Here is a 12230-nt window from a genome sequence, read left to right on the forward strand (position 1 = left end):
GACTGGACGGTACGGCAAACAACACTTTCGCGCCATGACTTTCCTTCACCGTAAGGACGCCTGCGCGTTCCGTGAAATGCCGATCACGCTCTCGTTATGCTCTCCACGCATGAACGAAGGCAGTTCCCCCGTCCGCCCCGTCGAACTCCGGCACCTGCGGGCCTTCCTCGCCGTCGCCGACGAGCTCAACATCACCCGCGCCGCCGCCCGGCTCCGGCTGACCCAGCCCGCCGTCTCCCGCACCCTCGCGGCGCTGGAGCGGCACCTGGGCGTCCGGCTCGTCGACCGCTCCACCCATCACCTCGCCCTCACCCCCGACGGCCTCGCCTTCCGCGACAAGGCCGCCGCCGCGGTCGCCGCCTTCGACGAGGCGCTCGACTCCGGCCGGCTGCGCACCTGGCCGCTGCGGCTCGGGCACGCCTGGGCCGCCTTCGGGCCGTACACCACGCCGCTGCTGCGGACCTGGCAGGAACGCCACCCGGGAACCCCGCTGGAACTGCTCCGCATCGACGACCGCACCGCCGGGCTGACCCGGGGCGAGGTCGACGCGGCGCTGCTGCGGGGCCCGGTGGACGCGCCGGGGCTCGTCGCCGAGGTGCTGTTCACCGAGGTCCGGGTGGCGGCGGTGACGGCGGACGGGCCGCTCGCGGGACGTACGTCGCTGGCCCTGGCCGATCTGGCGGACGGCCCCGTCGTCCTGAACCCCGTCTCCGGCACCACCACCATCGACCTGTGGCCGCGGCACGCCCGCCCGGCCACGACCCTCACCGTCGGGAACACCGACGAGTGGCTCACCGCCATCGCCGCCGGACGCGGCAGCGGGGTGACCACCGCCTCGACCATCGGCATGCACCCGCACGCGGGGGTCGCCTTCGTCCCGCTCGACGACGCCCCGGGCGTCCCGGTCCTCCTCGCCCGCCGCGACGCCCCGGGCCACCCCGCGCTCCCCCAGCTGGCGGCCCTGGCCCGCGAGATCGTCGCGCGAGGCCGGTGACCGCCCGCCCGGCGGAGGCGAACCGCCTCACGCGCCGGGCCCCAGCCCCTCCGCGATCACCTCCGCGAGGTGCCGGGCCCGCCGTCCGGCGAGCTGGTCCAGTTGCGTACGGCAGGAGAAACCGTCCGCGAGGAGTTCGGCACCGGGTTCCGACTCCCGGACAGCGGGCAGCAGTTGCTCCTCCGCACAGGCGACGGACACCTCCCAGTGGCCCTTCTCGAAGCCGAAGTTCCCGGCCAGACCGCAGCAGCCGCCGCTGAGTTCGCCGGTGAGGCCCATCCGCTCGCGCAGTCTCCGTTCCGCCGCGTCGCCGAGGACCGCGTGCTGGTGGCAGTGCGTCTGACCGGCGACCGGGCGGTCCAGGCGGGGCGGGGTCCAGTCCGGGGCGTACTCCTCCAGATACTGCGCCAACGTGCGCACCGAAGCGGCCAGTTCCGCGGCGCGCGGGTCGTCGGGGAGGAGTTCGGGCAGGTCGGTGCGGAGCGTTGCGGCGCAGCTCGGTTCGAGGACGACGAGCGGGTGGCCGGGGAAGAGGTGCAGCCGGTCCAGGGTGCGGCGCATCACGCTGCGGGCCGCGTCGAGTTGGCCGGTCGACACATAGGTGAGGCCGCAGCACGCGCCGGGCGCGGCGTTCAGCACCGTACGTCCCGTCGCCTCCTCCAGCACCCGGACCGCGGCCCGGCCCACCTGCGGCGACAGATGCTCGGTGAAGGTGTCCGCCCAGAGGTGCACCACCCGGCCGGCGGAGCGGAGGTGAGTGCCCCTGCCCTGACGCGCGCGGGACCACCGGCTGTACGTCTCCGTCGCCAGCACCGGGATCGTCCGCTCGGGCGCGATCCCCGCCAGCTGTTTGGCGAGCGCGGCGAGGGGGCGCAGCCGGGCCAGGGCGTTGAGGGGACGGGCGAAGGGGGCGGCCAGGCGCAGCCACCGCGGGAGGCGGCCCAGCGCGTAGTGGGCGGCGGGCCGGAGCCGCCCCCGGTAGTGGTGGTGCAGGAACTCCGCCTTGTACGTGGCCATGTCGACGCCCACCGGGCAGTCGCTGCGGCACCCCTTGCAGGAGAGGCAGAGGTCGAGCGCGTCCCGCACCTCCGTGCTCCGCCAGCCGTCCGTGATGACCTCGCCCGCGAGCATCTCGTGCAGCAGCCGGGCCCGCCCGCGCGTGGAATGGGCCTCCTCGCCGGTCGCGCGGAAGGACGGGCACATGACGCCCGCGCCGCTCGCCTCCGTCGTACGGCACTTGGCGACGCCGACGCAGCGGCGGACCGCGCCCCCGAAGTCCCCGCCGTCCTGCGGATACCCGAACTCCACATCCACCGGGCGCTTCGGCAGGACGGCGAAGCGGAGGTTCGCGTCGAGGGGCGCGGGGCGGGCGAGGATGCCGGGGTTCAGGCCGCCGTCCGGGTCCCACAGGTCCTTGAACCGGCCGAAGAGGGCGACGAGTTCGTCCCCGTACATCCGGGGCAGCAGCTCGGCGCGTGCCTGGCCGTCGCCGTGCTCCCCGCTGAGGGAGCCGCCGTGCGCGACCACCAGGTCGGCCGTCTCCTCGGAGAACCGGCGGAAGCGGGCCACCCCGGCCTCGCTGATCAGGTCGAAGTCGATGCGGACGTGGATGCAGCCGTCGCCGAAGTGGCCGTACGGGGTGCCGCGCAGGCCGTGTTCGGCGAGCAGGGCCCGGAAGTCGCGGAGGTAGACGCCGAGCCGGGCGGGCGGCACCGCGCAGTCCTCCCAGCCGGGCCACGCCTCTCCCCCGCGTCCGGCCGCACCCCCTGCGTCGGGCATCCGGGTCGCGGTGCCGGCGGCGTCCTCGCGGATCCGCCACAGGGCCCGCTGCCCGGCCGGGTCGGTGACGACGATCCCGTCCACCGCGTCGGCTCCCCGCAGGACGCGCTCGGCGTGCGCCTTCGCCTCGGCCGGGGTGTCGCCGCCCGTCTCGACGAACAGCCAGGCGGCCCCGCGCGGCAGTCCGACGGCCCCCCGGACCAGGTCGGCGGCCATGCCCTCGACGGTGAGCGGGCGGTACGGGAGGAGGCCCGGGGCGGCGTCGGCGGCGGCGGACTCGTCGGCGTACCCGAGGACGGCCAGGGCGCGGGCGCGCGGGACCTCGACCAGGCGCACGGTGGCCTCGGTGACGACGCCGAGGGTGCCCTCGCTGCCGCAGAACGCCCGGACCGGGTCGGGGCCGCCGGGGTGTTCGGGGAGCAGGGCGTCGAGCGCGTACCCGGAGATGCGGCGCGGGAGGTCGGGGTAGCCGGTGCGGAGCAGGGCGAGGTGGGAGGCGATCAGGGCCCGGACGCCCTCGGGCCCCTCCGCTTCTCCTTGTTCCAGGCGCAGCGCCTCGCCCCCGTACCGGACCACCGACAGGCCGCGCACGTTGTCCGCCGTCGTGCCCCAGGCCACCGAGTGCGCGCCGCAGGAGTTGTTGCCGATCATCCCGCCGAGGGTGCAGCGGCTGTGGGTGGAGGGGTCGGGGCCGAAGGTCAGGCCGTGGGGTGCGGCGGCGGCCCGCAGGTCGTCCAGGACCACGCCAGGCTGCACGACGGCGGTGCGGGCGGCGGGGTCCAGGTCGAGGATCGTGCGCAGGTGGCGGGTGAGGTCGAGGACGAGGCCGGCCCCGGTGGCCTGCCCGGCGATGGACGTGCCGCCGCCGCGCGCCACCACCGGAACCCGGTGTTCCCGGCAGACGGCCAGCGCGGCGGCGATGTCGTCCGCGTCGCGCGGGGCGAGCACACCGAGCGGGACGCGGCGGTAGTTGGAGGCGTCCATCGTCGTCAAGGCCCGTGCGGTGGCGCCGAAGTCGCTCTCGCCGCGTACGGCGGAGCGGAGCGCCGCGACGAAAGCCGGGGGCGGTCCGGAATGCGGTCGATGTTGTTCGGCCATTCCTTCAGCATGCCGTCGGTACGGATGAACTCTTGGGATGTGCACGGATGAAAGTGGACAAGCCGCACAAAAAAGCCCACAAGATCTTCCCAAACAGACCGTCAAGTCTCCTATAGTGACCAAGACTTGCGCAGGAATTATCAGCTCCAGTTGTGCGCGATCGCCCAGAACCGTGACGAACTGTCCGGAATTCAACCGGTCAGCTCCACCCACGTCCGCACCACCCCGCACCACCCGTACCAACCGGCATCACGCCACACCGCACGCCCCGTACCGTCCCGCACCGTCCGCCACCGAGGACTCCGATTGCGCCCCTCACACCGGCCCACCGCACTCGCGCTGCTGATCTCGGCAGCCGCAACCGGCACGCTGACCCTGTGGGGCGTCGCCGCGGCCCCCGATTCGGTACGGACCCCGCTGGCCTGGGGCGCGGGCGCAGCCGCCGTGCTGCTGAGCGTCTGCGTGGCCGTCACCGTCCACACCCTGGGGACCGCGCGGACGCTGCGCGCCCTGCGCGCCGCCGACTCCCAGCGGTTCACCTCCGAGACCTCGCGCCTGGTCTCCGCCTCCGCCGTCGAGGCCCAGCGCTTCACCGCGGAGACCGCCAGGATCAAGGCCGCCGCCTCCGCCGAGACCGCCCGGGTCACCGCCGACGCCCGCGCCGAGAAGGAGCGGACGGCCGCGGACGCCACCGCCGAGCAGGCCCGCCTCGGCGTCACCGTCGACCGGCTGACCGCCCGCGCCTCCCGTGCCGAGACCGAGCGCTCCGCCGCCCTCGCCGCCTGCGCCAACGCGGCGGGGCGGATGCAGGCCCTGGCCACCAGCATGCTGGCCGACCTGCGCGAGATGGAGCACCGGCACTCCGACGAGTCCGTGCTCGGGGACCTGCTCCACCTGGACCACCGCACCGCCCAGGCGGGCCGCCTCGCCGACTCCATCGCCGTGCTGACCGGGGCCCGCTCCGGCCGGCGCTGGGCCAAACCGATCGTCATGGAGTCGATCCTGCGCGGCGCGATGGGCCGGATCGGCAGCTACCAGCGGGTCCGCCTGCACTCCACCAGCGATGTCGCCATCGCCGGTCACGCGGCCGAGGGCGTCATGCACGCGCTCGCCGAACTCCTCGACAACGCGGCCAACTTCTCGCCGCCCACCGCCGAGGTCCATGTGTATGTGGAGGAGGTCCCGGCGGGCATCGTCATCACCGTCGAGGACAGCGGGCTCGTCATGAGCGAGGTGCAGCTGCGCCGCGCCGAGAAGGCCGTCTCCGCCGAGAACCAGGACCTCACCAACCTCTCCGGCACCCGCCTCGGGCTCGCCGTCGTCGGCCGGCTGGCCCGTAAGCACGGCCTGACCGTGTCCTTCCGGCCGTCCGCGCGCGGCGGCACCGGCGCGCTGATGATGCTCCCCCAGGACGTCATCTCCCGCGCGCCCGCGCCGACGGAGACGACCCCGGCCCCGGCCCCGGCAGCCACGCTCCCCGCCGCCCCCGCCGAGCCGGAGCCCTCGCACACCTCGGCCGCCGGTACGGACGCCGCCGACGCCGCCCCCGCGGCCCGGTCCCTCGCCGAGGACGACGCCTCCACGCCCCCGACCCCGGCGGCGGAGCCGGAGCCGGAGTCCGAATCCACCGGCGTCGTGCCCGCGTTCGGCGAGAGCGGCCTCCCCCAGCGCCGCCGCGGCCGCACCCTGGCCGCCGCCGAGTCCCGTACCGGCAACGCCACCCCCGGCGGAGCCGAAACCCCCCGGGCCCGTACCACCGACCCGAAGGTCCAGGCAGCGCGCTTCAGCACCTTCAGCCGGGCGGTACGGCCCAACTCCCCGCACCCGGAAGGCAACACCCGATGACCGCGACCACCGACGAGAAGCTCAACTGGCTGCTGGAGGGGCTGCTCGACCGCACCCCCGGCACCCGCCACGCCCTCGTCCTGTCCCGCGACGGCCTCAAGCTGTGCCGCACCCCTGAGCTCTCCGTCGACCAGGCCGACCAGCTGGCCGCGATCTCCGCCGGCATCCAGAGCCTCTCGCACGGCGCGTCCGTCGAGTTCGGGGACGGCACCGGCGGCGTGCGGTCCGCGATGGCGGAGTTCTACGGCGGCGTGCTGTTCATCGTGGAGGCGGGGGCCGGGGCCCACCTGGCCGTCGTCGCCGACGAGGAGGCCGATGTGGGCCTCGTCGGCCACAACATGAGCGAGCTCGTCGAGCAGCTCGGCGAACACCTCGTCGCGCCGCCACGGACCCCCGCCGAGAGCACACCCATATGACGACGACGCCCCGCTCCCGACGGGGCCGCGACGACGATCCGGACCGGCTGTACACCCTCACCGGGGGCCGCAGCCGTTCCGACTCCGCCGCCTTCGACCTGGTGACGCTCGTCGTCGCCGAGTGCGACCCGACCCCCGGGATGCAGTCCGAGCACGTCGCGATCCTGCGGATGTGCCAGGGCCCCACCGCCGTCGTCGAAATAGCCGCGAGCCTGAACCTGCCGGTCAGCATCGTCCGCATCATGCTGTGCGACCTGCTCGACACCAGCCGGATCAGCGCCCGCCACCCCCGTACAGCCCGTGTCGCGGACCGGCTCCCCGACCCCGACATCCTGGAACAGGTGCTCGTTGGACTCCGCAACCTCTGACCGCGCCACCCTGAGCGCGACGGCCGACAACGGACTCAAGATCGTTGTCGTCGGCGGCTTCGGGGTCGGCAAGACCACCATGGTCCGATCCGTGAGCGAGGTCCGCCCGCTCAGCACGGAGGAGACGATGACCCGGGCGGGCGAGGCCGTCGACCATCTCGACGGCGTCCAGACCAAGACGTCCACCACGGTGGCGTTCGACTTCGGCCGCATCACGCTCGACGAACGCTCCGTGCTGTACCTCTTCGGCGCGCCCGGACAGGAGCGCTTCTGGTTCCTGTGGGACCGGCTGTTCTCCGGCACGCTCGGCGCGGTCGTCCTGGTCGACACCCGCCGGCTCGCCGACTCCTGGTACGCCATCGACCGCCTGGAGCACCACGGCACGCCGTTCATCGTGGCGTGCAACGACTTCGGCGGCCCGTTCCACAGCGAGCAGCAGATCCGGGAGGCCCTGGACCTCTCGGACGACGTGCCGCTGGTGGAGTGCGACGCCCGCGACCGCTCCTCCAGCAAGTACGTGCTCATCACGCTCGTCGAGCACCTCGCCGCGCTCTCCGCCGCCCGCCTGCTCGCCCCCGAGGCGGCTCTGGCGGCGGCTGCCCCGACCCCGGAGCCCGCCCCGTGACCGCCACCGCCTCGGGCTGCCCCGTCACCCACGAGTCCGTCCCCCTGTCCGGGCCGCGTTTCCAGAGCGACCCCGTCCAGCTCTACCGGGACCTGCGGCGCGACCACGGGGCAATCGCCCCGATCGTGCTGGACGGCGACGTGCCCGCCTGGCTCGTCCTCGGCTACCGGGAGCTGCACCAGGTCACCGGCGACCCGGTCCTCTTCAGCCGGGACTCCGAACTGTGGAACCAGTGGGAGCGCATCCCCGACGACTGGCCGCTGCTGCCGATGATCGGACGCAGGCAGCCCTCGATCCTCTACACGGTCGGCGAGCGCCACAGCGTCCGCGCCATGATGATCAGCAACGCGCTGGAGGGCGTCGACCCGTTCTCCCTCAAGCGGTACGCGGAGGAGTTCGCGGACGAGCTGGTCGACCGCTTCTGCACCAAGGGTGCGGTCGACATCATCGCGGAGTACGCCAAGCGGCTGCCCGCCCTCGTGCTGGGCCGGATCTACGGCTTCTCCGACGAGGACGCCCATCCCCTGGTCGGCGCGATCAACGACATCATCGACGGCCGGGAGCGGGCGCTCGCCGGACAGCAGCACCTGGCCGCCTCGATGTTCGGGCTGCTGGCCGCCAAGCACGCCGAACCCGGCGACGATGTCGCCAGCCGGATGATCGCGGACACCGGCGGGTTCACCGACGAGGAGATCGTCCAGGACCTCATGGTGATGATGGCGGCCGGTCACCAGCCCACCGCCGACTGGATGGGCAACTCGCTGCGCCTGATGCTCACCGACGAGCGGTTCGCCGCCTCGCTCTCGGGCGGCCGGCACAGCGTCGCGGAGGCCATGAACGAGGTGCTCTGGGAGGACACCCCGACGCAGAACGTGGCCGGCCGCTGGGCCACCCGCGACACCCACCTCGGCGGCCGCCACATCCGCGCCGGGGACCTGCTGCTGCTGGGAATCGCCGCCGCCAACGGCGACCCGCAGATACGGACCCACGCGTCGGCGCTGACCGGCGGCAACAACGCCTTCCTCTCCTTCGGCCACGGCGAGCACCGCTGCCCGTTCCCGGCCCAGGAGACCGCCGAGGTCATCGCCCGTACCGGCATCGAGGTCCTGCTCGACCGGCTGCCGGACGTGGACCTCGCCGTCCCCGCCGAGCAGCTCACCCGCCGCCCGTCACCGTGGCTGCGCGGACTGACGGACCTGCCGGTGCTCTTCACACCCACGCCCGCCGTCGGAAGACCCGGAAGCCTCGGAGGCTCCGCATGACCGCCCGTATCGCGCTCGACCCGTTCGTCACCGACCTCGACGGCGAGAGCGCCGCGCTGCGGGCGGCCGGTCCGCTGGCCGAGGTGGAGCTGCCGGGCGGGGTGCACGTCTACGCGGTCACCCGGCACGCGGAGGCCCGCGCGCTGCTCACCGACAGCCGGGTGGTCAAGGACATCAACGTCTGGAACGCCTGGCGGCGCGGCGAGATACCGATGGACTGGCCGCTGATCGGCCTGGCCAACCCGGGCCGCTCGATGCTGACGGTCGACGGGGCCGACCACCGCCGTCTCCGTACGCTGGTGGCGCAGGCGCTCACGGTGAAGCGGGTGGAACGGCTGCGCGCCGGGATCGAGGCGCTGACGAACGCGAGCCTGGAGCGGCTGGCCGCGCTGCCGGCCGGACAGCCCGTGGACCTGAAGGCCGAGTTCGCCTATCCCCTCCCCATGAACGTCATCAGCGAGCTGATGGGCGTGGACGCGGCGGACCACCCGCGGCTGAAGGAGCTGTTCGAGAAGTTCTTCTCGACGCAGACCCCGCCGGAGGAGGTCCCGCAGATGATGGCGGACCTCGGAACGCTCTTCACGAAGATCGTCGACGGCAAGCGGGCGAACCCGGGCGACGACCTGACCAGCGCCCTGATCGCGGCCTCCGAGGACGGCGACCACCTCACCGACGAGGAGATCGTCAACACGCTGCAACTGATCATCGCCGCCGGGCACGAGACCACGATCAGCCTGATCGTCAACGTCGTGGAGGCGCTCCAGACCCACCCCGAGCAGCGCAAGAAGGTGCTGAACGGGGAGATCGCGTGGGAGGGCGTGATCGAGGAGACGCTGCGCTGGAACACCCCGACCTCGCACGTCCTGATCCGCTTCGCGACGGAGGACATCGAGGTCGGCGACCAGGTGCTCCCGAAGGGCGAGGGCCTGATCGTCTCCTTCGGCGCGCTGGGCCGGGACGAGGAGAGCTACGGCCCGACGGCGGGCGAGTTCGACGCCGCCCGCACCCCGAACCGGCACATCGCCTTCGGTCACGGCCCGCACGTCTGCCCGGGTGCGGCGCTCTCCCGCCTGGAGGCGGGCATCGCGCTCCCCGCGCTGTACGAGCGGTTCCCGGAACTGGAGCTGGCGGTCCCGGCCGCCGAGCTGCGCAACAAGCCGATCGTGACGCAGAACGACCTGTACGAGCTGCCGGTGGAGCTGGGCTGCCCGTTCGGCCGCGACGCGTAGGGCCTTCCTCCCTCCGCGGGGTGATCCACGGGTCGGAGCGCGCGTCTCATCCGACGGACACGGTTGCTGAGCCGTGCCGCGGAGGGACTACGCTCCGACCGTGGCCGACATCCAGATTCCCGCTGACATCAAGCCCGCCGACGGACGCTTCGGCGCCGGTCCTTCCAAGGTGCGGACGGAGGCGCTCGACGCGCTGGCCGCCACCGGCACCTCTCTCCTCGGTACGTCCCACCGCCAGGCCCCGGTCAAGAACCTGGTCGGCGAGGTACGGGACGGCGTGCGCGCGCTCTTCTCCCTCCCCGAGGGTTACGAGGTCGTCCTCGGCAACGGCGGCTCCACCGCCTTCTGGGACGTCGCGACGCACGGTCTGATCGAGTCGAAGTCCCAGCACCTGAACTTCGGCGAGTTCTCCTCGAAGTTCGCCAAGGCCGCGAAGCTCGCGCCCTGGCTGTCCGACCCCACCGTCATCGCCTCCGACCCGGGCACCCACCCGGACCCGAAGGCCGAGGCGGGCGTCGACGTCTACGCCTTCACCCACAACGAGACCTCCACCGGTGTCGCGGCCCCGGTGAAGCGCGTCGCGGGCGCCGACGAGGGCGCCCTCGTCCTGGTGGACGCGACCTCCGGTGCGGGCGGCCTGCCGGTCGACATCACCGAGTCCGACGTCTACTACTTCGCCCCGCAGAAGTCCTTCGCCTCCGACGGCGGCCTGTGGATCGGCGTGTTCTCCCCGGCGGCCCTGGAGCGCGCCGCCCGGATCCACGCCTCGGGCCGGCACGTCCCGGAGTTCTTCTCGCTGCCCACGGCGATCGACAACTCCCTCAAGAACCAGACGTACAACACCCCGGCGCTGTCCACCCTCTTCCTGCTGAACGAGCAGCTGAAGTGGATGAACACCCAGGGCGGCCTGGACTTCACGACCGGCCGCACGGCCGCCTCGTCCGGCCACCTGTACGGCTGGGCCGACGCCTCCAAGTACGCGACCCCGTTCGTCACCGACCCGGCGAAGCGCTCGCAGGTCATCGGCACGATCGACTTCGCGGACGAGATCGACGCGGCGGCCGTCGCCAAGGTGCTGCGCGCCAACGGCATCGTGGACACCGAGCCGTACCGCAAGCTGGGCCGCAACCAGCTGCGCGTGGCGATGTTCCCGGCGATCGACCCGGCGGACGTGCAGGCGCTGACGGCGTGCGTCGACTACGTGATCGAGAAGCTGTAGCCATTCGCCTCTTCGCTGTACGGAGACGGCCCGGCACCCACACGGTGTGCCGGGCCGTTTCTGCGCCAACCTCTCACGCAGGAGGCCCCCAATGCCCACGGCATCAGTCGACCACCCCTGCGCCGATGAGCCGAAACCGCTGATCAACGCGGCAAACCGGCTCATGGACCGGCTTCCGGGGTACCGGGTCGAGATCATCGACGGCATGATCACCGTTGCGCCGCTCCGTGACGGACCCCACGCCGACGCACTGACCACCGTCATGCTCCCGCTCCTTTCCGCAGGCCTCAGCGACGGCGACACCGAAGTCGAGGTCCTTCAGGGCATCGGCCTCTGGCTCCCCAGCGGCGCCGAGGACTACGCGATCCCCGACCTGTCGATCGTGGACGCCGACTTCGACGAGCACCTGATCGAGAACAACTGCTACGCCCCCGCCTGCTTCCGGCTGGTCCTGGAGGTCACCTCCGAGAACTACCGGACCGACTTCCACCACAAGGTCACCGCCTACGCCCAGGCCAGGATCCCGGTGTACGTCATCGTCGACCGCAAGCACGCCCGGGTCCACGTCCTGACCGAACCGCTGCCCGGCGGCTACGACCGCCACGAGGTCTACGCTCCAGGCCAGGAGGCCCCGCTCCCCGCCTCCATCGGTGTCGAAGTCGCCCTGGACGTCGACGAGATCGTGCGCACGGGCAGCCCGAAACGCTGAGGACACGACCCGGTGGACGCCACTAGGGTCCGCACCTGAGTTCCCCCGTGACCCATGTGTCCCCGATTCCCCCTGTCCCATACACCGGCGGCGAGAAGGAAAGCCTCCACATCAGCCTCGACCGCCACCGCGATGTCGTGTTGTGGAAGTTGCACGGGCTGGACGACGAACAACTGGCCGCCGCCCCATGACCCCGACCGGGACCCATCTGCTCGGCCTGGTGAAGCATCTGGCGACCGTCGAATTCCGTCCGTCGCCACCCGAGCCGGGCCTCACTCCCCCGGCGCGCCCGCCAGCACCACCCGCAGCGCGGCTATCCCCGCCAGCCACTCCTGGTCCGCACCGGCATCCGCCCATAGGTCCAGTGGCTCGGCGTTCTTCGCGGTGAGGCGGTCCAGGGCGCGGACGGCCAGCGGGCGCAGGTCGGCCGGGAGCGGGGGCAGGGGCTCCTTCGGGCCGTACGCGGTGGTGACGGGCTCGCCGCCGGGGCACTGAGCGGCGATCAGCGCGGCGGCGGCCACCGCCTGCTCCCCGCCGTCCGCATAGTCCGCCTCCCCGGTGTCCGCGACGGCGGTCAGAACACCCCGGAGCACATCCGCCTTCTCCCCGGACTCCGTGTCGTCGACCCGGCCGCCGAAGTCGGCCGCGGTGTCGTTGTCGAAGTGGCCGATGTCCCAGGCGCCCAT

Annotated in this window: 11 protein-coding genes and 1 pseudogene; 10 read left to right on the top strand and 2 right to left on the bottom strand. The window is 72.8% G+C overall.

Features of this window, described 5'->3' with window-relative positions:
* The first annotated feature begins 109 nt into the window (after window positions 1-109).
* Complete coding sequence (locus tag ACH4UK_RS13370; RefSeq protein ID WP_398356149.1) at window positions 110-994, top strand: LysR family transcriptional regulator; 885 nt, start codon at window positions 110-112, stop codon at window positions 992-994.
* 27 nt (window positions 995-1021) lie between these two features.
* Here ACH4UK_RS13370 and ACH4UK_RS13375 read toward each other — a convergent pair whose 3' ends face one another.
* Complete coding sequence (locus ACH4UK_RS13375; RefSeq protein WP_398356150.1) at window positions 1022-3871, bottom strand: FAD-binding and (Fe-S)-binding domain-containing protein; 2850 nt, start codon at window positions 3869-3871, stop codon at window positions 1022-1024.
* Window positions 3872-4177: 306 nt separating this feature from the next.
* Here ACH4UK_RS13375 and ACH4UK_RS13380 point away from each other — a divergent pair, with 306 nt between their 5' ends.
* The 9 genes and pseudogenes from ACH4UK_RS13380 to ACH4UK_RS13420 all read left to right on the top strand — a co-directional run.
* Window positions 4178-5716 carry an ATP-binding protein gene (locus ACH4UK_RS13380; protein ID WP_398356151.1) on the top strand — a complete coding sequence of 513 codons (1539 nt, stop codon included), beginning with the start codon at window positions 4178-4180 and terminating at the stop codon, window positions 5714-5716.
* Window positions 5713-6132 (top strand): roadblock/LC7 domain-containing protein, encoded by a 420-nt coding sequence (locus ACH4UK_RS13385; RefSeq protein ID WP_398356152.1) that lies wholly within the window; start codon window positions 5713-5715, stop codon window positions 6130-6132. Before ACH4UK_RS13380 ends, ACH4UK_RS13385 begins: the two co-directional genes overlap by 4 nt.
* Entirely contained in the window at window positions 6129-6500 is a 372-nt protein-coding gene (locus ACH4UK_RS13390) for a DUF742 domain-containing protein (RefSeq protein ID WP_398356153.1), read from the top strand. The genes ACH4UK_RS13385 and ACH4UK_RS13390 overlap by 4 nt, the downstream gene beginning before the upstream one ends.
* Window positions 6481-7125, top strand: coding sequence for a GTP-binding protein (locus ACH4UK_RS13395; RefSeq protein WP_398356154.1), 645 nt, complete (start codon window positions 6481-6483; stop codon window positions 7123-7125). The genes ACH4UK_RS13390 and ACH4UK_RS13395 overlap by 20 nt, the downstream gene beginning before the upstream one ends.
* Complete coding sequence (locus ACH4UK_RS13400) at window positions 7122-8387, top strand: cytochrome P450 (RefSeq protein WP_398356155.1); 1266 nt, start codon at window positions 7122-7124, stop codon at window positions 8385-8387. Before ACH4UK_RS13395 ends, ACH4UK_RS13400 begins: the two co-directional genes overlap by 4 nt.
* A complete protein-coding gene (locus tag ACH4UK_RS13405) occupies window positions 8384-9616 on the top strand; it encodes a cytochrome P450 (RefSeq protein ID WP_398356156.1) in 1233 nt (410 codons plus the stop codon). Before ACH4UK_RS13400 ends, ACH4UK_RS13405 begins: the two co-directional genes overlap by 4 nt.
* Window positions 9617-9716: 100 nt before the next feature.
* Complete coding sequence (gene serC / locus ACH4UK_RS13410) at window positions 9717-10835, top strand: phosphoserine transaminase (protein WP_398356157.1); 1119 nt, start codon at window positions 9717-9719, stop codon at window positions 10833-10835.
* Between the two features lie 91 nt (window positions 10836-10926).
* Entirely contained in the window at window positions 10927-11544 is a 618-nt protein-coding gene (locus ACH4UK_RS13415) for a Uma2 family endonuclease (RefSeq protein ID WP_398356158.1), read from the top strand.
* A gap of 65 nt (window positions 11545-11609) precedes the next feature.
* Window positions 11610-11791: pseudogene (locus ACH4UK_RS13420) on the top strand (DUF664 domain-containing protein); the annotation flags it as partial.
* A 25-nt stretch (window positions 11792-11816) separates the two neighbouring features.
* On the opposite strand, the gene ACH4UK_RS13425 reads toward ACH4UK_RS13420, so the two are convergent.
* Window positions 11817-12230, bottom strand: a complete 414-nt coding sequence (locus tag ACH4UK_RS13425) for a DUF4259 domain-containing protein (RefSeq protein WP_398356159.1) — start codon at window positions 12228-12230, stop codon at window positions 11817-11819.

Source organism: Streptomyces sp. NPDC020884, assembly GCF_044333935.1.
GTDB lineage: Bacteria > Actinomycetota > Actinomycetes > Streptomycetales > Streptomycetaceae > Streptomyces.